15 protein-coding genes are annotated in these 24523 nt (G+C 72.8%); 4 read left to right on the top strand and 11 right to left on the bottom strand.

The features are described 5' to 3' along the window. Nucleotides 1-2 precede the first annotated feature (2 nt). The 6 genes from rhaI to D7044_RS18570 all read right to left on the bottom strand — a co-directional run bounded on the left by rhaI (nucleotide 3) and on the right by D7044_RS18570 (nucleotide 6511). Nucleotides 3-1184 carry an L-rhamnose isomerase gene (rhaI, locus tag D7044_RS18595; protein ID WP_120689672.1) on the bottom strand — a complete coding sequence of 394 codons (1182 nt, stop codon included), beginning with the start codon at nucleotides 1182-1184 and terminating at the stop codon, nucleotides 3-5. Further along, complete coding sequence (locus D7044_RS18590; protein WP_120689838.1) at nucleotides 1181-1534, bottom strand: L-rhamnose mutarotase; 354 nt, start codon at nucleotides 1532-1534, stop codon at nucleotides 1181-1183. Before D7044_RS18590 ends, rhaI begins: the two co-directional genes overlap by 4 nt. Nucleotides 1535-1598: 64 nt before the next feature. Beyond that, on the bottom strand, nucleotides 1599-2684 hold the full coding sequence (gene rhaS, locus D7044_RS18585) for a rhamnose ABC transporter substrate-binding protein (protein ID WP_120689671.1): 1086 nt from the start codon (nucleotides 2682-2684) through the stop codon (nucleotides 1599-1601). Between the two features lie 31 nt (nucleotides 2685-2715). Then, nucleotides 2716-3780 carry an ABC transporter permease gene (locus D7044_RS18580; RefSeq protein WP_233565032.1) on the bottom strand — a complete coding sequence of 355 codons (1065 nt, stop codon included), beginning with the start codon at nucleotides 3778-3780 and terminating at the stop codon, nucleotides 2716-2718. Beyond that, nucleotides 3770-4831, bottom strand: coding sequence for an ABC transporter permease (locus tag D7044_RS18575; protein ID WP_120689670.1), 1062 nt, complete (start codon nucleotides 4829-4831; stop codon nucleotides 3770-3772). Before D7044_RS18575 ends, D7044_RS18580 begins: the two co-directional genes overlap by 11 nt. A gap of 156 nt (nucleotides 4832-4987) precedes the next feature. Beyond that, nucleotides 4988-6511, bottom strand: coding sequence for a sugar ABC transporter ATP-binding protein (locus D7044_RS18570; RefSeq protein ID WP_120689669.1), 1524 nt, complete (start codon nucleotides 6509-6511; stop codon nucleotides 4988-4990). 317 nt (nucleotides 6512-6828) lie between these two features. Between D7044_RS18570 and D7044_RS18565 the strand changes: the two genes are divergently transcribed. Further along, nucleotides 6829-7860 (top strand): LacI family DNA-binding transcriptional regulator, encoded by a 1032-nt coding sequence (locus D7044_RS18565; protein WP_120674797.1) that lies wholly within the window; start codon nucleotides 6829-6831, stop codon nucleotides 7858-7860. Between the two features lie 158 nt (nucleotides 7861-8018). Here the strand turns inward: D7044_RS18565 and D7044_RS18560 are convergent, their stop codons facing one another. From D7044_RS18560 to D7044_RS18550, 3 genes are all read right to left on the bottom strand, one after another. Beyond that, the gene (locus tag D7044_RS18560) at nucleotides 8019-11246 is read right to left on the bottom strand and encodes an alpha-L-rhamnosidase (RefSeq protein ID WP_233565031.1); all 3228 of its coding nucleotides are present in this window, start codon (nucleotides 11244-11246) and stop codon (nucleotides 8019-8021) included. A 144-nt stretch (nucleotides 11247-11390) separates the two neighbouring features. Then, complete coding sequence (locus D7044_RS18555; protein ID WP_199716681.1) at nucleotides 11391-15239, bottom strand: family 78 glycoside hydrolase catalytic domain; 3849 nt, start codon at nucleotides 15237-15239, stop codon at nucleotides 11391-11393. A 113-nt stretch (nucleotides 15240-15352) separates the two neighbouring features. Next, nucleotides 15353-18154, bottom strand: coding sequence for a family 78 glycoside hydrolase catalytic domain (locus tag D7044_RS18550; RefSeq protein WP_199716680.1), 2802 nt, complete (start codon nucleotides 18152-18154; stop codon nucleotides 15353-15355). Nucleotides 18155-18350: 196 nt separating this feature from the next. On the opposite strand from D7044_RS18550, the gene D7044_RS18545 reads away from it, so the two are divergent. After that, on the top strand, nucleotides 18351-19943 hold the full coding sequence (locus tag D7044_RS18545; RefSeq protein WP_120689667.1) for a GMC family oxidoreductase: 1593 nt from the start codon (nucleotides 18351-18353) through the stop codon (nucleotides 19941-19943). A gap of 58 nt (nucleotides 19944-20001) precedes the next feature. On the opposite strand, the gene D7044_RS18540 is transcribed toward D7044_RS18545, so the two are convergent. Together D7044_RS18540 and D7044_RS18535 are read right to left on the bottom strand one after the other, a co-directional pair. Then, nucleotides 20002-21099, bottom strand: a complete 1098-nt coding sequence (locus tag D7044_RS18540; protein ID WP_120689666.1) for an SRPBCC family protein — start codon at nucleotides 21097-21099, stop codon at nucleotides 20002-20004. Between the two features lie 78 nt (nucleotides 21100-21177). Beyond that, complete coding sequence (locus D7044_RS18535; protein WP_120689665.1) at nucleotides 21178-22449, bottom strand: MFS transporter; 1272 nt, start codon at nucleotides 22447-22449, stop codon at nucleotides 21178-21180. Nucleotides 22450-22700: 251 nt separating this feature from the next. Here D7044_RS18535 and D7044_RS18530 point away from each other — a divergent pair, with 251 nt between their 5' ends. Next, entirely contained in the window at nucleotides 22701-23663 is a 963-nt protein-coding gene (locus tag D7044_RS18530; protein WP_199716679.1) for a carbohydrate ABC transporter permease, read from the top strand. Next, nucleotides 23660-24505, top strand: coding sequence for a carbohydrate ABC transporter permease (locus tag D7044_RS18525; protein ID WP_120674785.1), 846 nt, complete (start codon nucleotides 23660-23662; stop codon nucleotides 24503-24505). Before D7044_RS18530 ends, D7044_RS18525 begins: the two co-directional genes overlap by 4 nt. Nucleotides 24506-24523: the final 18 nt, after the last annotated feature.

Here is a 24523-nt window from a genome sequence, read left to right as displayed (position 1 = left end):
GGTCAGGCGCCCCAGCCGGCCTGCTGCCCGCCGGCCCGCTCGGTGCGGATGCGCTCGAAGTAGCCGGAGCGGGCGTACGCGGCGATCGGGTCGGGGTCCAGGCCGGCTTCGGCCCGCAGCTCGGCCAGCAGGGGACGGACGTCGGTGTGGTACGCGTCCATCAGCACCGCGTTCGCGCCGAGCACGTCACCGGCGCGTTGGGCGGCGGCCAGCGCGTCGGCGTCGACCAGCAGCGCCTTGGCGGTGGCCTCCTGCACGTTCAGCACCGAGCGGATGATCGCCGGGATCTTCGGCTCGATGTTGTGGCACTGGTCGAGCATGAACGCGATCCCGGCCTCCGGCCGCAGCGCGTCACCGCCCACGATCTCGCGCATGATCCGGAACAGCTGGAACGGGTCCGCGGCGCCGACCATCAGGTCGTCGTCGGCGTAGAAGCGGGAGTTGAAGTCGAAGCCGCCGAGCTTCCCGGCGCGCAGCAGGAACGCCACGATGAACTCGATGTTGGTGCCGGGCGCGTGGTGGCCGGTGTCGATGACCACCTGCGCCTTCGGCCCGAGCTCCAGGCAGTGCGCGTACGCGGTGCCCCAGTCGGGTACGTCGGTGGCGTAGAAGGCCGGCTCGAAGAGCTTGTACTCCAGCAGCAGGCGCTGGTCGTCACCGAGCCGGTCGTACGCCTCGCGCAGCGCGGCGGCGAGCCGGTCCTGCCGGGCCCGGATGTCGTCCTGCCCCGGATAGTTGGTGCCGTCGGAGAACCAGAGCTTCAGGTCCCGAGAGCCGGTGCGGTCCATGATGTCGACGCACTCGAGCAGGTGGTCGATCGCCTTGCGCCGGACTCCCGGGTCGGGATTGGTGACGCTGCCCAGCCGGTAGTCGTTGTCCTGGAAGACGTTGGCGTTGATCGCGCCCAGCGTCACGCCCTGCTCCGTCGCGTACCGGGCCAGGTCCGCGTAGTCGTCGACGCGGTCCCACGGGATGTGCAGCGCGACGGTGGGAGCCACCCCGGTGAGCCGGTGCACCATCGCCGCGTCGGCGATCTTCTCGTACGGGTCACGCGGCACGCCCTCCTGTGGGAACACCTTGAAACGGGTGCCGGAGTTGGCGTACGCCCAGGACGGGGTCTCGATGCGCTGGGCGCGCAGGGCCTGCGTGACCCGTGCACGGGTCGGCGCGTCGGGGTGGGTCATGGCGTTTCTCCCGTCTGCGCGGCGAGCTGAGCCGCAAGGTTGAAGACCTCGTCCAGCGGCCGCATGGCGCGGTCGGGGGTGTCCTGGTCGAGGTCGAGAAAGAACGACGCCATCTCCGCCTGCCAGCGGGCGTTGACGTCGCGGGCCTGCATGGCGGCCTGGGCCGCCGCGAAGTCGTCGGTCACCAGGAACCCGACGAGCAGGCCGTCCTCGCGGAGGAAGAGCGAGTAGTCGTGCCAGCCGCACTCCGCCAGCGCGGTGAGCATCTCGGGCCAGACCCGTTCGTGGCGGGCGCGGTACTCGGCCAGCCGTTCCGGGTCGACCTGGAGGGTGAAGCAGACGCGCGGCATGGTTCTCCCGTCGGCGCGCGGGTGGTGGTGCCGGCGCCGGGGCACCGGCACCACCACCGGGCGCTCAGAAGTCGAACTGGTCGATGTTGTTCTTGTCGAAGACGGTGGGTGGGCCGAGGACCACCACGCCGTCCGTGCCGACGGTGTACTCGCCGAGCTTGCCGGCGGTGAACTTCTCCCCCTCGGCGCCGGTGATCTGCCCGGAGGCCAGCGCGGCGCCCGCGTACGCCGCGAGGTAGCCCAGGTCGGCGGGGTTCCAGAGGGCGAAGGCGTCGACGGTGCCGTCCTTGACGTACTGGCGCATCTGGTTCGGCGTGCCCAGACCGGTCAGCTTGACCTTGCCCTTGTACTGGGAGCCGCTCAGGTAGCGGGCGGCGGCCGCGACGCCGACGGTGGTCGGCGAGATGATGCCCTTGAGGTTGGGGTACGACTGCAGCAGACCCTGGGTCTCCTGGAACGACTTCTGGTCGTCGTCGTTGCCGTATGCGACGGTGACCAGCTTGATCTTGCTGTACTCGGGCTTCGCCAGCTCCTTCTTCATCAGCTCGATCCAGGCGTTCTGGTTGGTCGCGTTGGCGGTGGCCGAGAGGATGGCGATCTCGCCCGCGCCGCCGATCTGCGTCGAGATGAGCTTGACCTGGTTCTCGGCGATGCCCTCGGCGGTCACCTGGTTGACGAAGATCTGCCGGCACTCGGGCTTGGTGTCCGAGTCGAAGGTCACGATCTTGGCGCCGGCCGCCTTCGCCTGGTTGAGCGCGCCGCAGATCGCGTTCGGGTCGTTCGCCGAGGTGACGATCACGTCCATGCCCTGCTGGGACAGCGTGTTGATGTAGCTGACCTGGGAGGAGGCGCTCGCCTCGGAGGGGCCGACCTCCTTGAACTCGCCCTTGATCTCGGTGACCGCCGTCTTGCCGCCGTTGTCGGAGACGGTGAAGTACGGGTTGTTCACCTGCTTCGGCAGGAAGGCGATCTTGAGGCCCTCCTTGAGCTGCGCGTCGGGATTGGCGGCGCCGTTGGCCTGGTTGCCGGCGCCGGAGTCGTCGCCGGAGTTCTCCCGGGTGGTGCCGCCGCAGGCCGTGGCGCTGAGCAGCAGGGCGGCGAGGGCGAGGCCGGTGGCCCCGAATCGGAAACCTCTGCGGTGCGCGGACATCGATATCCTTCCGGGGTTGGTGGTGGGGGAATCAGGGCGCGACGGGGTTCGCGCGCTGTCGTCGACGGTGCAGCCGCGCACGGAGGTCCGCGACCGCGTTGGGCAGCACGACCGAGGCGATGAGCAGGGCGCCCGTGACGATCGTCAACGCGTTCGCGTCGACGTCGGCGAGCTGCAGCGCGTTGCGCAGGACGCCGAGCAGCAGGACGCCGGCGACCACGCCGAGCAGCGCGCCCCGGCCGCCGAAGATCGAGACGCCGCCGAGCAGCACGGCGGTCACCACGGTGAGTTCGAGCCCGGTCGCGTTGTCACCGCGGGCGCTGGCGTAGCGCAGCGTCCAGAAGACGCCGACCAGGCCGCACACCGCGCCGGAGGCCACGAAGAGCCAGAACTTCGTCCGCGCCACGGAGACCCCGGCGAAGGTGGCCGCCTGGTCGTTGTTGCCCATCGCGTAGAGTGCCCGCCCCGTCGTCGTCGCGTGCAGCACGACGCCGAAGACCAGCGCCAGCAGCAGCACCGGCAGGACGGCGGCGGGGATCGGGGTACCGGGGATGTTCCGCACCGCGGCGGCGGTCCAGCTCGCCGGGAAGTCGGCCACCGCCTGGTCGCCGAGCACGACGAACGACAGCCCTCGGTAGAGGGCGAGGGTGCCGATGGTCACCGCCAGCGAGGGCAGGCCGAAACCGGTGACGAAAAGGCCGTTGACCGCGCCGAGCACGCCGCCGAGCAGCACCACCAGCACACAGATCAGCTCCAGCGACAGCCCGCTGGAGAGCCAGAGCTGCCCCATCAGGGTGCTGCACAGACCCACCGTGCTCGCCACCGACAGGTCGATCTCGCCGGTGACGACGATCAACGTCATGGGCAGGGCCAGCAGGGCGAGCGGCACCAGGTCCAGCAGCAGGAACTGGACGTTGCGGCCGGTCGCGAAGTTCTGCACCGACACACCGGCCACCAGCACGGCGAGCACCAGCGCCGCCACGACGGCCGCGTCCCAGGAACCGAACGCGGCACGCAGCCCGGTCAGGCGGCCCGCCGTCTGCTCGGTGTCGGTGCCGGCCGACGGCGGTGCGGCGTACAGGCTGTCATGCGCCACGTGCGCTTCTCCCTCTGAGCCGGGCCGCCGTCCGCAGGGCCAGGAGCCGGTCCAGGCCGATGGCGGCGAGGATGAGCGCGCCGACCACGGCCTGCTGCCAGAACGGGTCGATGCGCAGGACGGCCAGCGAACTGCCGATCGTGGTGAGCAGGACGGCGCCGAGCGCCGCCCCGTACGCGCTGCCGCTGCCGCCGAAGATGGCCACCCCACCCACCACGGCCGCCGCCACGACCTGAAGCTCCAGGCCCGTTCCGGCGGCCGCGTCGAGGGTGCCGAAGCGGGCCGCGTAGAGCACGCCGGCGAGGCCGGCGAGCGCCCCGCTGGCCACGAAGACGGCGAAGACGCGCCGACCGACGGGGATGCCGGAGAGCCGGGCGGCGGCCGGCTCCGAACCGATGGCGTAGAGCTCCCGTCCGCCGCGGTAGGCGCGCAGGTAGTAGCCCACCACGGCGACGACGACCACCGCGATCAGGAAGAGCACGGGCACACCGAGCACCGTCTGGTTGCCCAGGCGCAGGAACGACCGGGGCATGTCGGCGGCGTTGATCTGCCGGCCGGCGGCCCAGTAGTAGTCGATGCCGCGGAACGCGTAGAGGGTGCCGAGCGTGATGACGAGCGCGGGGACCTTCGCCACCGCGATCAGCCCGCCGTTCACCGCCCCGCAGAGAGCGCCGAGCGCCACCCCGAGCAGCAACGCGACCGGCCACGGCAGGCCCGGAGCGGCGAGGAAGAGGGACCCGGTGCAGAAGGCGACCAGACCCAGGATCGAACCGACGGAGAGGTCGACGTTGCGGGTGACGATCACCAGGGTCTGGCCGACCGCGAGGATGACCAGGATCGCGCAGCCCAGCAGCAGGTCCTTGACGCTCTGCCCACTCAGGAAGCGGTCGTTGCGCAGCGTGGTGACTAGGACCAGCGCACCGAGCGCGAGCAGCAGACTCAGCTCGCGTACGGCGAGCAGCCGCTCGGTGAATCCCGGGCGCCGGCGGTCGTCCCCGGACGAGCGCCTACCGGCGAGGTCGTCCGGCGTACCGGTGTCCGTGAGGCTCATGCCGCCGCCTCGCTCCGCTCGGCACCGCCATGAGGCACCACGACACTGCACCGATGATTCGCTCGCTGCCGCTCGCTCATGCCGCCGCCTCGCTCCGCTCGGCACCGCCATGAGGCACCACGACACTGCACCGATGATTCGCTCGCTGCCGCTCGCTCATGCCGCCGCTCCTTGGCCGGTGGCGGCGAACATCACCGAGGTCTCGTCCGCCTCGGCCCGGGACAACTCGCGGACCATCCGTCCCTCGTGCATGACGAGGACCCGGTCCGCCATGCCGAGCACCTCGGGCAGCTCGCTACTGATCATCAGGATGGCCAGCCCTTCGTTCGCCAGCTGGGAGAGGAGCCGGTGGACCTCGGCCTTCGTGCCGACGTCGATGCCGCGGGTGGGCTCGTCGATGATCAGGATCCGCGGCTCGGTGGCGAGCCACTTGGCGAGCACCACCTTCTGCTGGTTGCCGCCGGAGAGGGTCGCCACCGCCGCGCTGAGCCGGGACGTCTTCACCTGCAACCGGCGGGTCCACCGCTGGGCCTCCACCCGCTCGGCTCCCCCGACGAGCAGGCCCAGCCGGCTCAGCGCCCGGCGGCGGGCCAGGGTGGCGTTGCGCTCGACCGACAGCTCCATCACGAGGCCCTGCTGGCGGCGGTCCTCGGGGACCAGCGCCAGGCCGGCGGCGATCGCCCGCCGCGGGCTGCCGGCCGGCAGGGGTTCACCGGCGACGCGTACCTCGCCGGCGTCGTAGCGGTCGACGCCGAAGACGGCGCGGGCGACCTCGCTGCGGCCGGCGCCGACCAGCCCGGCGAGGGCGACGATCTCACCACCCCGGACGGTGAACGACACGTCGGAGAAGACGCCGGCGCGGCCGAGGCCACGGACCTCCAGCAGGGTGTCCCGCAGCGGGGCGTCCTGCTTCGGGTAGAGCGACGAGACGTCGCGACCCACCATCCGGCGCACCACCGCGTCGACGGTGAGGTCGCTGGTGCGGTCGGTGGAGACCCACGCGCCGTCGCGCAGCACCGTGATCCGCTGGCATAGGTCGAAGACCTCGTCGAAGCGGTGCGAGATGAACAGCACGGCCGCGCCACGCTCGCAGAGCGACCGGGCGACCCCGAAGAGCCGCTCCACCTCGACCCCCGAGAGCGCGGCGGTCGGCTCGTCCATCACCAGGATCCGGGCGTCGAAGGAGAGCGCCTTCGCGATCTCGACGAGTTGCTGGTCCGCGATGGAGAGGCCACGGGCGGGGCGGGTGGGATCGATCCTGACGCCGAGGCGCGCGAAGAGCCGCGCGGCGTCGCGGTTCATCGCGGCGGTGTCGATCCGGCGCAGGCCACGCAGCGGTTGGCGGCCCATGAAGATGTTCTCGGCGACGGAGAGGTCGGGAAAGAGCGTCGGCTCCTGGTAGATGACCGCGATGCCGGCGGCCCGGGCGTCGGCGGGCCCGCGCAGTTCGAGCGGGCGGCCGTCGAGGGCCAGCCGGCCGGCGTCCGGGGCGTGAGCGCCGGCGAGGATCTTCACCAGCGTGGACTTCCCGGCCCCGTTCTCCCCCACCAGGGCGTGCGCCTCGCCGGGGTGCAGCGCCAGGTGCACCCCGCGCAGTGCGGCGACGGCGCCGAAGGACTTCGTCACGCCTTCCAAGACCAGCAGCGGCGCGCGGTCCGCGCCCGGTGAGTCGGGGCTCAATCCGATCCCCTCCTGAATCGTTTCATGCGTCGTGCATGGACGGTAGGGGGAGACATTCGTAAGCGTCAAGACTTCGATGCGATTTCGTTCCCGCCGTCGACCGGCCCCGAGGCCGTCGCCCTGCTCCGTCCGGAGTGAACGGCGAACAGCTCCGCCACCAGCCGGGTCAACTGGATGAAACGTTTTAGCCGCTATAGACTCCCCGACGATCGCCCGGCGGGGCCGCCCCGCGCGGCTGCCGGGGCACGAACCGGGGATCAGCGCGCCGCGGCCCGCACGGTCGCCGGACCCATCACGTACGGATCGTCGAGGTAGCGATGGCAGGGGCAAGCATCAAGGAGGTGGCCCGGCACGCCGGGGTGTCCCTCGGCACGGTGAGCAACGTGCTCAACCGGCCCGACATGGTCTCCCCCACCACCCGGCAGCGGGTTCTCGACGCCATCGCCGAACTCGGCTACGTCCGCAACGACTCCGCCCGCCAGCTCCGCGCGGGCCAGAGCCGCACGATCGCCATCGTCGTGCTGGACGTGGCCAACCCCTTCTTCACCGACATGGTCCGCGGGGCCGAGCAGGTCGTCGAGGAGACCGGCGCCATGCTCATCGTCTGCAACAGCGGTGAGGACAGCGCCCGCGAGCGCCGCCACCTCGAACTGCTGGAGGAGCAACGCGTCCGCGGTGTGCTCATCACCCCCGTCGGCGACGGCCCCCAACCCCACCTGGAGAAGCTCATCGACCGGGACATCCCCGTCGTGCTCGTCGATCGCGGCACCGGCCGGGCCAGCCGCTGCTCGGTGGCGGTCGACGACGTCCTCGGCGGTCGGCTCGCCATGGACCACCTGCTCGACCAGGGGCACCGGCGCATCGCCTACGTCGGCGGACCGCTCTCCATCGCCCAGGTCGCGGAGCGGCACGCCGGCGCGGCCGCCGCGCTGGAGGACCGGGGCGCGGGCGCCGAACTGCGCGTCGCCGCCACCACCAGCCTGACCGTCGCCGCCGGGCGGCGGGCCGCCCAGGACCTGCTCGCCCTGCCCGCCCGGCAACGGCCCACCGCCGTCTTCTGCGCCAACGACCTCCTCGCCCTCGGCGTGCTCCAGGAACTCACCGCGCGCGGTCTGCGGGTGCCCGCCGACATCGCGATCGTCGGCTACGACGACATCGAGTTCGCCGCTGCGGCCGCCGTGCCGCTGTCGTCCGTCCGCCAACCCCGCGAGCAGCTCGGACGCACCGCGGCGGAGCTGCTCCTTGAAGAGGCCGAGCACGGCGTGGCCCACCAGCACCGGCACGTCGTCTTCCAACCCGAGCTCGTCGTCCGCCGCTCCAGCGACCAGGTCCGGCGGGCCCGGCGGTGACGAGCCCGACGCATTCATCGCCGAGGCGGGGACGTGACCCGAGGGAGCGGGCCGGATCTCGTTGATCAGCCGGAGTGGCCCGGACACCGCTTGCGAAGAACGGATCGGATCGGGCCGGGCCCGGCGTCCGGCTGTGGACGCCGCACCCGGCCCGCCGTCTATCGCGTGACGGCCGTGAAGGTGTACGACCCGGACCCGACGCGATAGACGGCATGGTCATCGTCGATCCGTACGAACTCGGCCCGCTCCGGCTTCGCGACCACCTGTCCGCCGTTCAGCGGCACCCGGACCTCCGCCGTGGTGTTGGTGGGCACGGTGACCGCGAGCCGGAACCGGCCGTCGGTCCTGGACCACTCGGAACGGGCCAGTCCGGCCGGCGTCCGGTAGCTGCCCTTGACGAAGCTCAGGTCGCCGACAACCTTCGGCTGGATGACCAGCTCCCGGTAGGCGACGCTACCGTCCGCCGCCCGGATTCCTGCGAGCCCGCTGTGGAACCACTCCTCGATCTGGGCGAGGATCATGTGGTTCTTGGAGTCGCCCCGGTTCCACCGCTCCCCGATGGTGGTCATGCCGCCGGGGTTCGCGGTGGTGGACGCCATGAAGTAGCCGTAGCTGGGCTGCTCGTCCTCCTGCAACAGGTCCCACAGCACGTCGTCGCGGCCACCGGCGGCGAGGGCGCGGACGGTGGGGGCCATGCCGATGGTGCCGCCGCTGAAGTGTGGGCCGTCGCCTTCGGGGTGGAACGCGTAGACCAACTCGACGAGAGCGTCCAGGACGGCGTCGCGTTCCCCGTCGGGAACGAGCCCGCCGTCCAACGCCAGTGCCTGGGCCGTCTGCGTGGCACCCGTGGCGCCACCGTTGCCGTCGGCGGTGTAGCGGCGCAGCTGGGTGTTGTAGAAGTGCGCGTTGAACGCCGTCCTGATGTCGGCGGCCAGGGTGCGGTACTTCTCGGCGTCTGCCTGGTGACCGGTCAGCTCCGCCATCATGGCCAGCTTGCTGATCATCACGTGGTAGCCCCAGGTGCCGGTGATCCGGCCGGAGGTCTGGTCGGCCGACACCCAGTCGGCGAGAGCGGCGTCGACGATGTGCGCGTCGGCGCCGGTGCCGACCTTCTCCCGCTGGATGTAGTCGGCGAAGTCGACCATCCGGTCGTAGTAGCGGGCCATGGTCTGGGTGTCGCCGTAGAGCTCGTAGAGCATCGCCGGCACGAGGATGATCGCGTTACCCCAGTTGATCTCGTCACCGAAGCGGCCGCTGTAGCCCCAGTCGTAGACGGGGGTCTTCAGGGCCACGTTGCCGAACATCGGCGTGCCGGCTACGGACTGCCCCTCCACCAGGTGGTGCATGGTCGTGCGCAGGTACGCCGCAAGCTGCTCGTTGCGGTGGATGGCGCCCATGGGCATGGTGTAGTCCGCCGGGTACGAAAGCTTCTCCCGGCCGGGACAGTCGGTGAAGACCGACATGATGTTGCTCATGAAGGAGTACCGGGACATCGTGTGGATGCGGTTGACCCGCGCGTTGGAAGTGGTCACCTCACCGGCCGTGGGGGTGGCGGCCTGCACGCGCAGGCCACGGATCGTGTCCGTCGTGGGGACGTACCCTTCCGGCAGGCCGGTGACCTGAACCCACTGCATCCCGAAGTAGTTGAAGTCCGGGTGCCAGGTCTCGCCGCCGGGGAGCCCGGCGGTCGTGTAGGTGTTGAACAGGTCCCGGCCGCGGCTGCCACCACCCCCCATCAGCGAGGCCTGGTCGACTGTGCCGTCGGCGGCGAGCGACTCGGCGGGTGACATGCGGACGGTCGCGCCCGCGGGCACCCCGCCGGGCAGGCGCAGCTCCGGCCACCCGACGATGTTCTGCCCGAAGTCGAAGACCCAGGTGCCCGGCGCGGGGTTGGTCACGGAGACCGGGGTGAACGTCTCGACGACCTTGACCGGCTCGGCCGCGCGGGCGACGAGCTTCGTGGCCAGGTTGGGCGGCGGGGCGATGCCGGCGTTGGTCCAACCGGTGGCCGTGCCGTCGCGGCGCTTCGCGGTGGCGGACAGGTCGGCGCCGGGGCTGTCCCAGCCGGGCTGTTCGCGGCGGGCGTCGTAGTCCGCGCCGGAGTACCACGCGTCGGTGACGAGCGGTCCCAGCGCGGTGCGCCAACTGCGGTCGGAGACGATGACGTCGCCGGGTCCGCTCGCGTACGAGATCTCGAGCCGGGCGATCAGACGTGGGGTGACGGCAGCGCCGGCGCTCGCGTCGCTCGCGGCGATGTTGTTACCGGACCCGGTGACCAGCGCCCCGGCGGTGTGCGGTCCGGCCAGTGCCGGCGTGAACGTGATGCCGGTGCCGTCGGCGCCGGCGGTGCCGATCGTGGTGATCGTGCGGGACTCGAGGCGGTCGCCGCCGTCGCCGGTGTCGATGTTGATGCTGCCCCCGACGTGGTAGTTCGTCACGTCGGTGAGCTTGACCGTCGTGGCGCCGGCCGCGGCGTCCGCGCCCAGGGCACCGCTGCCCTTGAGCTGGCTCTGCCACCAGGAGTACGGCGCGGTACGGCCGACGGCCGGGTTGGTGACGCTGCGGCGCACGTACGCCGGGCCGTTGCCGAGCTGCACCCCGAGGGTGTTGCCGCCGGTACGCAACTCCTTCGTGACGTCGTAGGTGCGGTACTCGCTGGAGAGCTGGTAGTTCGAGTTGCCGGGGGCGAGCACCTCGTCGGTGAGGGTCCGGCCGTTGAGGGTCGGCTTGTGCAGCCCGACGCCGGAGAGGTACAGGCGGGCTGAGCTGACCCGCTTGCGGCGATCGATCGAGAACTGGCGGGCGAAGATCGGCATGGCCTGGTTCTCCGTGCGGCCCGGGTACTCGATCCAGCGGGCCGGTGCCCAGTCGCTCTGCAGCAGCAGACCCATTTCCCAGGAGGACGTCCTGCTCCAGTCCGAGGCACGCTTGTCGGCGTCCCAGACGCGTACCCGCCACACGACCCGCTCGCCGGAGGCGAGGGGTGCGCCCGCATAGCGGACGCCCGACTGCACGCCGGATGCGACCCTGCCCGAGTCCCAGATCAGCCGCCCGCGCCTGAGGTCCGACTCGTCGGCCGCCGCCTGGATCTGATAGGCGGTCTGCCGATCGCCCGGGCACGCCTGACGCGCTCGGGGCCGGTGACACGGGTGCGCTGCGGCCTGGTGGGTCTCGCCGATCTGCCAACCGAGCGTCGGAGCCGTGTTGTCGATGCCCAGCGGTTCGTCGTACCTGCCGTCGACCTGCAGATCGACGACCCGGACGTTGGGGGTGCTGCCGCCGCGACCGGCAGCAGCCGGTGCGGCGGTCAATGCCTGCGACGCGAGCACGATGAGGCAGAGGCCCGCCCCCATGAGTGCGCGCTTGCGATGGTTCACTCTCGACACTGGTGCCCTCCTTCCCGTCGGCGCCCAGGCGCCGGCGTTGGCGTCTCGCCCTGGAGGACTCGCGACAGCATCCGGGCTCCGGATGACACGAATCCTCTGATCACCGGGGTTGGCCAGGGCCGGGCGGCCCGGCCGATGCTGCCGTCAGGCGGTCGGCGCCGAGCTGCTGACGAAGCGCCAGCTGCCCGAGCCCACCGTGTGCACCAGGTAGCCGGACTCCATCCGCCGGGCCGCCACCAGCCCACCGGGCGACGCCTCGACGTCGCCGGCCCGCGCGGTGGGCACGTGGACCTCGGCGGTGGCCCCCACCGGCACCTGCACGGTCAACTCGAACCGGCCGCCGTGCCGCCGCCAGGCGGCGCAGGCCCGGCCGCGTACGGTCCGCACCGCGACCGACGCCGAGGAGAGCTCGGCCCGCGCGTCGGGCCGGACGACGAACCGGGCCCAGCCGTCGGCGACCGGCCGCAGACCAGCGACGTGCTCGTAGAGCCACTGCACCACCGTGCCGTGGAAGTAGTGCTGGCGGGAGCGGGTCGACGTCGGCCACATCTCCCACATCGTGTCCGCGCCGTTCTCCACCCAGTAGCCCCAGCTCGGGTACGTGCGCTGCAACGCCACCCGGGCCGCCACGTCGGCGTGGCCGTGCGCGGTCAACACCGGCAACAGGACGCTGGTGCCGAGGCAGCCGGTGTTCAGGTGCCAGCCCCGGTCCCGGACGTCGGCCACCAGGTTCTCCACCACCGCCTGCACCAGGTCGTCCGGCACCAGACCGAACGCCAACGGCACGGCGTTCGACGTCTGCCGGTACCCCGGATCGCGGTCGGTGCGGTACAGCCCACGCGCCCGGTCCAGGAAGGTCTCGTTGAGCCGGTCCCGCAGGCCGGTCGCCGCCGCACGGAACCGGGCGGCCTGCGCGTCCTGCCCGATCAGCTCACCCAGCTCGGCGGTCGCCAGCAGCGCCCGGTGCAGGTACGCCGTGGCGGTCAGCCGGGTGTCCTCGGGCGGGTTGCCGCCGGTGCCCGGTGACAGGTAGTCCCCGAGCGCCGTCACCGCCAGCCCGTCGGCGAGCCGGCCCAGCTCCCACTCCAGGTAGTCGGTCACCGCCGGCCAGTGCTGCCGCGGCAGCCGGTCGTCGCCGTACCAGCGGTGCATCTCGCGCAGCAGGTACGGGTAGACGGTGGTCCACTCCGGGGCCGGCGCCAACTCCTGGTATCCCCAGCCGCCGCTGGGCACGATCACCGGCACCTGACCGGAGGCGACCTGGGCGTCCCGCAGGTCCCCGAGCCACTTCGTGAAGAACCGCGACAGGTCGAGCTGACCGGCCATCGTGGGGGCGGCGACCTGGGCGTCCCCGGTCCAGCCGTTCTTCTCGTACATCGGGGTGTCGGTGGGGATGCCGTGCAGGTTGTTGCGCACCGTACGGCGCATCATCCGCTCGAACTGCTCGAACAGCGGCTCACTGCACCGGAACTCACCCACGTCGCGGACGTCGGAGTGCACCACGCGCATGGTCACCGTGCCGGTGCGGGCGGCCCCCGGCAGCCCGTCGAGCTGGACGAAGCGGAACCCCTTGTACGAGAAGCGCGGCTCCCACACCTCCTCGCCGCCGCCCCGGGCCACGTACTCGTCCACCTGGAACCGGCCGCCCTGCACGTGCCCGGTGGACGCCTCCACCGTTCCGTCGTCGCGCAGCTTCTCGCCGTACTGGAGGCGGACGACGGTGCCCGACGGGGCGGTCACCCGCAGCCGCACCCAGCCGGCGGTCGTTCGGCCGAAGTCCGCCACCCAGACGCCCGCGCGCGGGGAGGTGAGCCGGGCCGGGGCGACGGACTCGACGACCCGGACGGGCTCGTGCTCCTGCGCCCGCAGCGCGCCGGCGGGGGCCTCCAGCACGCTCGCCCGAGCCCAGTCGGCGTCGTCGTACCGCGCCGTCGACCAGCCCGGACGTTCCCGGCGGGCGTCGTAGCTCTCCCCCGCGAAGAGCGAGTTCGAGACGGTGGGGCCGGTGGTGACGCGCCAGCCGTCGTCGCTGACCACCTCGGTACGCGACCCGTCGGGGTGCTCGACGACGAGACGGGCCAGCAGTCGCGGCTCACCGTGCCACGGCGGCTGGTGCCAGCGCCACACGTTGCGCGTGGTCATGCCGTAGAAGCCGCGGCCCAGCTCCACGCCGAGCGCGTTGTGCCCCTTCACCAGCAGCCCCGTGACGTCGTGCGTCACGTACAGGACGGTGTCGTCGTAGTCGGTGAAGCCCGGGTCCAGCACGGCAGTTCCGACCGGCTCGCCGTTGAGGTGCAGCACCTGGTAGGCGAGGCCGGTCGCGTAGAGCCGGGCCCGGGTCACCGGCTTGTCGATCCGGAACGCGCGCCGCAGCAGCGGCGCGGGGCGCTCCTCCACCGGGGGCTCGATGCCGCTGCCCCACGGCCCCTGGCCGTACGGCGCGAGGACCACCACCGGCGTCCAGGCCGAGTCGTCGTGGCCCGGCTGCTCCCAGCCGGGCTCGTCCCCGCCGGCCGTCCGCCAGCCGGCGCCCGAGACGAGCACCAGCTCGCCGCCGTCCGCGGTCCGTACGACGAGTTTGGCGATGAGGCCACCGGGGTTGACCGACGCGCCGCCACGGTTGGTGGCGATCGCGGCCAGTACCAGCTCACCGCCGACGGCCGCCCGGGCCAGCTCGGTGACGTCCGCGACCCGGGCGGTACGCCAGCCGTCGGTCTGCTGCGGCGCGGAGAGGACGAGCCGGCCGGAGAGGTGGGCGGTGAAGTCGTCGTCGGCGCTCATGATCAGCCGGGCGGAGCTGACCTCGGTCGCCTGCGGCAGGGCCAGCCGACCCCGGAACCAGCGCGGCCCGACGGGCGCGTTGCCGGTCGTCGCGCCCGGACCCCACACCCAGGACGCGCCGGCCAGGTCGAGGGCGTTCGGCTGCGGGACCTGCACCTGGCTGCCCCACGGCCCCTGGCCGTACGGGGCGAGCACCGCCACCGCCGCCCAGCCGGTGTCGTCGTGCCCGGGCTCCGGCCAGCCGGCCCGCTCGGTGTCGGAGCTGCGCCAGGAGCCGTCGCTCACCAGCACCAGCCGCTCGCCGGCGGTGGTGGTGACGACCAGCTTGGCGATCAGTCCGCCGGGGTTCACCGACGGGCCGGGACGGTTGGTGGCGACCACGGCGAGGGTGAGGGGACGGTCGGCGGCGCGGGCGAGTGCGGTGACGTCGGCGGCCCTGGCGTTCTTCCAGCCGTCGGTCTGCGGCGGGGCGTGCAGCACCTGCCGCCCGTCGAGGTACGCCGTGAAGTCGTCGTCGGCGGTCACCACGAGCTGCGCGACAGCGATGTCGGCGCCGTCGGGGAGCGGGAGCCGGCCCCGGAACCAGCGAACACCGGCCGGGGCGTTCCCGGCGGTGGCGTCCGGCGACCAGATCCACGCGGCGTCGGCCAGGTCGAGCGGTTCGCTCGCGTGGTCGGGCTCGGCGCCGATCCAACGGGCCGCTCCGAAGCCCTCGTCGCGCAGGCCGGTCTCGAACCAGGTCGGGGTGCTCCAGCGCGTCGCGCGACCGGCCCGGTCCCAGAGCCGTAGCCGCCAGTGGTAGCGGGTGCGCGGGTCCAGCGCCGGACCGGCGTACGCCACGCCCACCGAACGCGCCGAGGAGACCCGACCGGAGTTCCAGACGTCGGCGGACTCGGGGGTCAGCCGGTCCGGGCGGCTGGCCACCAGCACCTGGTACGCGCTCTGTCCGGCGTTGTGCCCCGGCGCGGTGACGGTCCAGGAGAACCGGGGCGCACCGACGTCCGTGCCGAGTGGACGGTCGGCGTACTCGGTGCGCAGGTCGTCGACCGCCAGCGGCCCGGCCCCGGCGCCGGGCGGCGGGGCGGCCGACGCGGGCTCGGTCGCGGCGGCCCCGAGCGCCACGGCTCCGGCGCCGGCGACGCCCCACCCCATCAGGGATCGGCGGCTGAGCTCTGATCCCGGGGTCGGGGCCGGTCGTGGTGTCTGCGCCATCGGGTCTCCTCCTGGCTGCGGTGGCGGTGATGGTCAGGGCTGCGCTCCGGCCGGCAGCGGTGCGCGGACCAGGCGTCGGCGACGGACGGGTCGCCGCCGGCCCGGCCGGTGGGTCAGCGGGGTCGGGTGCCCGTCGGGCGGAAGCTGGCGCGACCCGAGCCCACCTCGAACACGGCGCGGCCGTTCTCGATCCCGACGTAGGTGGCCCTGCTCGGTCCGACCGACCGGTAGCCCTTGCCGTCCGTGATCGGCAGGGCGACTCGGGCGGTCACGTTGACCGGCACGTCCAGGTCGACGTGCAGCCCGGAGCCGGTACGCCGCCAGTCGAGCCGCACCGGACCCCGCTGGGTGGGTACGACGCCGGAGGCGCGGTCCAGCCCCACGGCGGGCGGCACGACGTCGATCCGGGCGGCGCCGGGGACGGCGGTACGGACACCGAGCAGGGTCTCCTGCACGTCGACGACGGCCTGGGCGCCCCAGCCGTGCGACTGGCTGAAGTTGCTGCCGGGGTCGAGGGTCCACGCCTCCCAGGTGAACGTGCCGCCCTGGGCGAGGATGTCGGCCCAGCCGAGGTCGTCGGCGTTGGTCAGCAGACGCAGCACCGCGTCCGGACGTTCGGCGTCGGCCAGCGCCCGCAGCAGCCAGTGCGCGGTCATCGGTCCCTGCTTCATGCCCATCGACGCGAGGTGCCCGGCGAGCGCCGGCAGATCGGCCCGCGGGGCGACCCCGTGCGCCACCGCGTACGAGGTGGAGTGTTGACCGGCGTGGGCGCTGGGCTCGCCGGTGGCCGACAGCCCGTCGACGTAGACGCCGTCGGGGCGGCGCAGCTTCGCGTTGATCGCCTCGGTGAGGGCGGCGGCGTGCCCGTCGTAGGCGGCCGTCTCGGCGGCGGGCCGCCCGAGCGCGCGGGCCGCCTCGGCGACGGTGCGCAGCACGTCGACACCCTGGGCGTTGATGGTGGTCCGGGCGGCGGCGCTCATGTCGTACCCGAAGCGGCCGGGCTCGGGCCAGTCCACGATGCCGAAGCGGTACGCGCCGCTGCCGCCGGCCAGTTCGGTGACGAGGCCGGCGGTGGGACCGGTGGCCGGGATGTGGCGCAGCACGTAGTCGGCGGTGTCCCGGATGGCCGGGTACGCCTCGGCGAGCAGGCCCCGGTCGCCGGTCTCCAGCCAGTAGCGCCACACCCAGTCGACGAACATCAGCGAGTAGTCGGGGATGTCCCGCTTGCCGTCGCCGTTGGGGTAGACGGCGTTGTAGCGGCCCCGGTCGTCGCCGGTGTTCCAGTAGCGGGTGGCCGAGCGGAGGAACTCCCGGATGGCCTGCTGGGTGGCGTCGCGCTCGCCGAACGCGCCCATGGTGGCGTAGGAGATGTTCGCCGCGTCGCCCAGGAACTGCCCCTTCTCGCGGGTGGGGGTGTCGACGAACGCCTCCTGGACGGAGTAGAGCGCGGAGCGCGTCATCATCTCCCACACCGCGTCGAGGGTGGGATCCGAGCTGGCGAAGGTGGCCTTCCCGCCGGGCGGCACGTCGGTGTGCACCACGACGGCGGAGACGTCCTGCCGCGCGATGTGCTCGCCGGCGTCGGGGATCTCCAGGTAGCGGAAGCCGAGGTGGGTGAAGGCGCGGAACTCCTGCGCGCCGTCGGTCTGCAGGTACGGGAAGCTCATGTCGGTGCCCTGCGAGAGCAGGGTGGAGGTGGCGACCCGACCGGTCTCGGTGAGGGTGTACCCGGCCCGGATGGGGACCGTGTGCCCGGCCACGCCGGCGTGGAACCGTACCTCGGGGCGAGCGGGGATCACCACGCCGAAGTCGGCGACGACGGTGCCGTCGGCGGCGGTACGCAGCGCGACCGGCGTGACCCGCCGCTCGGTCAGCCGGGTCTCCTGCGCGATGAGGTGCGGTGCCGAGGCGGTGGGGTGCGCGCCGATGACCTCGGCGGCCGCGAACGGGGCGACGTCGTCGTCGAAACCGGGCCGGTTCCAGCCGGTCACCTCGGCCCGGGCGTCCTGCCGTTCGACCCGGTCGCCCTCGCCGTTGCGCCGTTCGGCGCCGGCCACGAACCGGGTGTCCCGGGCGACCCGCCACGACCCGTCGGTGCCGAACACCTCGCGGGTGCCGTCGGCGTGCTCGACGACCAGCTTCAGCAGCGCGCCGCGCGAACCGGCCGGGCGTCCCTGGCCGCTGCCGTACCAGTGGTACCGCAGCCCGATGGCGAGGGGCTTGCCGGCGGTGACCAGGCGCGTGACGTCGGCGACCTGGTAGTAGTCCTCGCCGGCGTACCCGAAGGAGGTGCCGCGGTCGGCGCGGACGCCGTTGAGGTAGAGCTCGTAGGTGTGGTCGGCCGAGGTGTAGGCGCGGGCCCGGACGACGCGGCCGGCGGCGGGCCGGACCTCGGTGCGGGCGAGGGTGTAGTCGTCGGCCTCGGTGGTGGCGCGCCGGATCCAGGCGGCGCCCTCCCACTGGCTGTCGGAGATGCCGGTCTCGAAGGCGCCGGTGGCGGCCGGGGACTGCCGGCCGGTGCGGTCCCAGGTGCGCACGGTCCACCGGTACGCGGCCGCGGCGCGCAGCGGCGGGCCGGCGTAGGGCACGTAGGACTGCTGGTCGGAGGCGATTTTGCCGGAGTCCCAGACGCGCGCGCCGCCGCTGGTGGTGACGGTGATCCGGTAGGCGGTCTGCGCCTCGCCGGGGTCGGCGTCTCGGGGCAGCCAGCCGAACCGGGGGACGCCTTCGACGTCGAGCGGGTGGGCGCGGTCGTCGACCGTGAGGGCGGCCGGCGCAGCCGGCGCGTGTCCCCGGGCGGCGAACGCGGGCGGGGCCCCGGCCAGGACGGTGACGACGACGGTCGCGGCAGCCGCGACGACGATCGTGCGGCGTCTGCCGGACAGCGGCCGGTGGTCGATGGTCCGAGGGGTCACGCCTGCCTCCTCCACCCTATGAATCGTTTCAGGCAGGCTACGTGCTCGTCAGGACCGTGTGAAGGTGTCCTTCGTGGCCGGATCCGGCCACGAAGGAGATCGACGGGCGTGCTCCGCGAACGTGACGCCCCTTCCCGTTGCGTGATCAAGGGCTTACGGTAGGTCCCGGCGGTGCCGGCGAGACGGGGAGAACCTCGTGGAGAAGTACGACTACATCGTGGTCGGTGCGGGCGCGGCTGGCTGCGTGCTGGCCAACCGGTTGACCGAGGACCCGGGCACGACGGTCCTGCTGATCGAGGCGGGCGGGTGGGACCGCAGCCCCTACGTCCGCATCCCCAAGGGGTTCAGCCGGCTGATGGACGACCGGCGCACCGCCTGGCACTACCCCGCCGAGGCCGCGCCGGGACAGCGGGAGATCTGGCAGCGGGGCCGCATCATCGGCGGCTCCAGCGCCATCAACGGCATGGTCTACGGGCGCGGGGACCGGCTCGACTACGACGAGTTGGAGCGTCGCGGCAATCCCGGCTGGGGCTGGGACGCGATGCTGCCGGTCTTCAAGCGGCTGGAGGACAATCCGCTCGGCGCCTCCGAGGTCCGCGGCGCCGGCGGGCCGCTGCGCCTCTCCACCGCCACCGCCACCGACGAGCTCTGCGAGGAGATCATCGCCAGCGGCGAGGAGCTGGGCTGGCGGCGCGTCGACGACCTGAACGCCGACGACGACGAGCGGATCGGCTACGTCACGGCGACCATCCGCGACGGTCGGCGGGTCAGCGCCGCCGCGGCGTTCCTGCACCCGGTACGCGACCGCCCCAACCTCACCGTCGCCGTGCAGACGGTGGTGCTCCGGCTGCTGATCCACGACGGGCGGGCTCTCGGCGTACGCACCGAGCGGCAGGGCCAGGTCGTCGACTGCTACGCCGCGGCCGAGGTGATCCTCGCCGCCGGCGCGCTCGCCTCACCGCAGCTGCTCCAGGTCTCCGGCATCGGCCCGGCCGACGCGCTGCGCGCGGCGGGTATCCCCGTGCTGCTCGACCGCCCCCGGGTGGGCGCCGGGATGCGGGAGCACCGGTCGGCGCCGCTGCAGTTCCGGCTCGCCGCCCCGGGTGGCTACAACGCCACGCTCAGCAGCGGGACGGGCCAGGCGCTGGCCGCGCTGCGCTACCTCTTCACCCGTCGCGGGCCGCTCGCCCTCCCGGTCTCCGACGTCGGGGCGTACATCCGCTCCGGCCCGCAGGTGGACCGCCCGGACGCGCAGGTGCTGCTCGCGCCCTTCTCGCCGGCGCCTCGCCGGCCCGGTAGGGCGCTGGAGCTGGAGCGCGAGCCGGGGCTGATGGGTCTCGTCACGGTGACCAGACCGGAGAGCGAGGGCAGCCTCGCCATCACCTCCGCCGACCCGGGCACCGCCCCGCGCATCGTGGCGAACTACTACCGCCACCCGTACGACCGGCAGGTGGCGGTGGGCGCCTTCCGGCGGTTGCGGGAGCTCTTCGCCACCAACCCGATCGCCAAGCGCGTCTCGGCGGAGACCCTGCCCGGCCCGGCGGTCCAGGACGACGACGAGATCGTCCGGGCGGCGCTGGAGCACGGCTACTGCGGCTACCACGCGGTCGGCACCTGCGCCATGGGCCCGGACGACGACTCGGTGGTCGATGCGCAGCTGCGGGTACGCGGCGTGGAGCGGCTGCGCGTCGTCGACGCCTCGGTGCTGCCGGTGCTGGTCTCCGGCTACCTCAACGCCCCGGTGATGGCCCTGGCCTGGCGGGCCGCCGACCTGATCCGGGCCCGCTGAACACCCGCAGGGCCTTCGTCGATCGGCAGCTCGGCGACGCCTGGAGGATCCGGGCGGGTCAGAGCCCCTCGCAGGGCCTGCCGTCGATCGCGCAGCTCGCGGGCCCCTTGGCGAACGCCGCCGAGTCGCGTACGTCGAACCGGATCGTCTGCGACTGCCCGGCCGCCAGCGGCGGCCCGGTGAAGGTGACGGTCCGCCCCTCCTGCCGCCACTCGGCGCCGTTGACCTTGCCGACCTCGCTGTCGTCGTCGAACGTCACGACGACCGTCCACTCCGCTCCCGCCACGTCGCCCGGGTTGCTGACCGCCACCTCGCCCGTGTAACCGAGCAGGCGGCTGTTGACGTTCGAGTAGCGCGCCGTCATGACCGGGTCGGGCGACTGCTGCTGCGGCGGCGCGGAGCTGGGCGTGCGGGACGGTTTGCCGGTGGGCGTACGGCTCGGCCGCTGGCTCGCGCTCGCCGTCCGGTCGGGCCGGGCGGACGAGGCGCTCGGGGCGGGACGGCTCGAGGTCGCCGCCGATCCGGTGACCGTCGCCGTCGGCGTGGCAGCGGGGTGCGCTCCGGTCTGCTCCGGTGGCTCCGAGCGCAGCGCCCAGACCGCCGCGCCGCCGGCCAGGAGCACACCGACTCCGGCGGCGAGGAGCACCATGCCCCGTCGGCCGCGTGACCGGGCCGCGCCCGCCCACTCCAGCACCGGCAGCTCGGTCGTCATCCCGGCCACCCCGCGTCGCAGGTCGACCTGCTGGAAGGCGAACCAGTCGAGGATCGCGGGCAGCCGGTTGGCCAGCGCCTGCTGGTAACTCTGCTCCCGGGCGGCGCGCAGCGCCGGGCTCCACTCCCCGTCCTGGAGGGTCTCCCGCAGCGACAGCCGGCAGCCCTCGGCCGTGGCGGTGAGCGTGCAGGTGAGCAGGCTCCGCCGGCCCGCCTCCAGGCATCGCATGGTGACCAGCTCCGCCGCCCGCTGCTCGACCACCTCGGCCCCGACGGCGTCGTCGAAGCCGGGCAGGCCCGCCGTGGCGAAGAGCAACCGGCCCGGCTCGTCGACGGCCACCGTCGTCTCGGCGAACCACCGGCCGAGCAGCTCCCGGTCGGTCAATGCGTGCCAGACCCGGTCTGCGGGGTGGAACAGGTCGACCTGGGCACTGATCTCGATCACGGCGAGACTCTACGGTCCAGGGTGGTCGCCCGTACGGCACGGGGTCCTTTCCGGACAGCCCCGACGTCGGGCGCGCCGTCAGATCGCGGCCGGCGCCGGCTCGGCGTGCCCGGTCGCGCGCGGCGATCCGGCGCTCCGGATCGGTGTGCAGAGTCCGCCGAGCGCCACGAGGAGACAGCCGGCCCCCGCCACGACCGTGACGGCCGCGGCACCGTACCGGCCGGCGGCCCACGTCAGCACCGCGGCGCCGGCCGGACCGAGCGAGTAGTGCGTGCTCCAGAAGGCGGAGGTGACCCGGCCGAGCAGGTGGTCCGGGGTGATCTCCTGGCGCAGCGACATGGAGGAGATCCCACCGACGCTGACGCCGCAGAGGTATACCGCGGTCAGCACGGTCACGGCGGGTATCGAGCCCGCCAGACCGACACCCGCCAGGGCGAGACCGCAGACCAGCTGCGCCCCGATCCACGCCGTGCCGAAGCCGCGGCGCCGTCGCAGCGGCGCCACCAGCAGCGCCCCGGCGACGGTGCCCAACGCGGCCAGCCCGAGTACGGTGCCGACCGTGCCATCGGTGCCGCCGAGGTCGTGTTTGACGTGGTAGACCAGTACGTCGGTGAAGCCGTAGGTCAGGAAGATGAAGACCGACAGCAGGACGGTCAACGCGCGCAGCACCGGCTCACGCCAGAGGAACCTGGCCCCGGCGAGGAACTCGGCCAGCGGCTTCTCCCGCCGGACGACGGCGGCCCCGGCGTCGTCGCGGGGCCGGAACCGGATCAGCCACAGGCCGGCGGCCGAGAGGGCGAAGCTCGCCGCGTTGACGGCGAGCGCCGACGAGGGGCCCAGCCGGGCCGAGACCACGCCGGCGAGCAGCGGCCCGCCCACCGCCGCCAGGGCGAAGGTGGCCTGCAACCGCCCGTTCGCCTCGGTGATGCGGTCGCGGTCCACCAGGGTCGGCACCGCGGCGACCGCGGCGATCTGGAAGAGCATCCCGGCCGCCTCGCAGATCGGCAGCACGACGAAGAGCAGCCAGACCTGCGGGCCGGCGAGCCAGGCCAGGGGGATGAGGCCGTAGAGCACGAGGCGGACGAGGTCCACGACGATCATCAGGGTGCGCCGGTCGTACCTGTCGACCAGGACGCCACCGAAGACGCCCGCGCCCACGGCCGCCGCGCCGGCCACGGCGGTCAGCAGGCCCATCTGCGCGACGGAGCCGGTGGCGTGCAGCACCAGCAGGGGTACGGCGAGGAAGGCGAACGCGTCACCGGCGGCGGAGAGCGACTGGGCGAACCAGTAGGTGCCGAAGGCGCGGTCCCGCCACAACGAGCGGTCGGTCGTCCTCGCGTCACGGACCATGCCAGAACGGTACCGGGCCGGGCCGCCGGTGAACGGCCGGTCGCCGCGAGGCGTCCCGGGGCGGCGTTTTCGGTTACGGATGGTCGTCGGTCGTGTCGACAAAGGACGGCCTGAGCACTGCGTCACCACCGATTCACGCTGCGCGGCCGTGACGCTGCGTAGCGCAATGTCACGGCGGCGACAGCGAGTGGTCACCTGCCCGTCCTCCTGCGCACGCCGGCCGGACGTGCGGGCTGGATTAGCTGCCCCGCGTGACAGCTCCGACTCTGACCGCCACCGGCGTGCCCGCCGGTGACGTGCACCGGCCACCCGGGGGCATCCGCCGGACCGCGCGACCGGCGCGGGCCCGTGAGGCGGCCCTCGGCCTGCTCTTCACCCTGCCCGGCCTGGCCGGCCTCGGCGTCTTCGTGATCTTCCCGCTCTTCCAGGCGGTGTACCTGTCGACCCGGGGCAACGACATCCTGGGCAACCCGACCCGCTCGGTCGGGCTGCGGCACTTCCACGAGCTGCTGACGCCGGCCTTCGGCACGGTGCTCTGGCAGACGCTGGTCTTCACGGTCCTGGTCGTGGTGCCCGGGGTGCTGCTCCCCCTGTCGCTCGCGGCGCCGATGACCCAGCGGCTGCCCGGGATGCGGATCTTCCGGACCGCGTTCGCGCTGCCGTTCGCGTACTCGGTCTCGGCGGCCAGCGTCGTCTGGTTGATCATGCTGAATCCGGGTGTGTCGCCGGTGAACTGGGTGCTCGGCCTCGTCGGCCTGCCGGCGCCGAACTGGACCACGGAGCCCGGCTGGGCGATGGCCACGGTCGTCGGGGTGACCGTCTGGATGGTCTCCGGCTTCAACCTCCTGGTGCTCGCCGCCGGCCTGGCCGGCGTCGACGAGGAGGTGTTGGAGGCGGCCCGCATCGACGGCGCCACCGGCCCGCGGCAGTTCGTCAGCATCGTGCTGCCGCTGATCTCGCCGAGCATCTTCTTCGCGGTGGTCACCACGACGCTCACCGCGTTGCAGGCGCTCGGGCAGGTGCAGATCATGACCGACGGCGGCCCGAACGGACACACCCGGACGCTCGTCTATTCGATCTTCGACAACGCGTTCCACAACAACAACAGCAACTTCGGACTGGCCAGCGCGCAGGGCCTGGTGCTGCTGGTGGTCGGCGTACTGATCGCCGTGGTGCAGTTCGGCGTCCTGGAGAGGCGGGTGCACTACCGGTGAGCAGAAGTGTGAACCGGCCCGGTCCGGTGCCGACCGTCCTGACGTACCTCTGGCTCGTGATCGCCGCCGTGGTGCTGCTCTTCCCGGTGCTGCTCACCGTGGTCGGCGGCTTCCTTCCGTCGAACGCGCTGCTGCACCAGCCGCCGCAGCTCTTCGCCGGCCACTGGACGCTGGAGAACTACCGGGCCGCCTGGCGGCAGCCGGTGGTGCCGCTCGCCCCGGCCTTCATGAACTCGCTCTTCGTCGGGGTGAGCATCATGCTCGCCCACCTGGTGACGTCGTGCCTGGCCGCGTACGCCCTGGTCTTCCTGCGCAGCCCGCTGCGCCGACCGGTCTTCTGGCTCTTCCTGGCCACGATCATGGTGCCGTACGAGTCCATCGTGGTGCCGAACGCGCTCTTCATCCGGTCGCTGGGCATCAACGACAACCGGCTCAGCCTGATCCTGCCCTTCCTGGCCAGCGGCTTCGGCGTGTTCATGCTGCGCCAGGCGTTCCGGCAGTTCCCCGCGGAGCTGCGCGAGGCCGCGGTCATCGACGGCTGCGGCCACCTGCGCTTCCTGCTCACCATCCTGCTGCCGGCGACCCGGCCGGCGCTGATCGGCATCGCCGTCTGGTCGTTCCTGCAGGGCTGGAACATGTACTTCTGGCCCTTGATCATCTCGTCCAGCAACAACTCCCTCAACACCCTGCAGACCGCCGTCTTCGCCCTCAAGGACAACGAGGGCGGCAGTCCCGCAGTGCTCCTGGCCGGCATCACCATCACGCTGCTGCCGACGTTGCTGCTGGTCGTCTTCGGCCAGCGCTGGCTCGTCCGCGGCTTCACGGCCGGCGCGGTCAAGTAGTTCCGAGAAAATCCCTAG

The sequence above is a fragment of the Micromonospora musae genome, from assembly GCF_003626635.1.
In the GTDB taxonomy this organism is placed as follows: domain Bacteria; phylum Actinomycetota; class Actinomycetes; order Mycobacteriales; family Micromonosporaceae; genus Micromonospora; species Micromonospora musae.
This window is presented reverse-complemented; position numbering and strand designations above follow the sequence as displayed.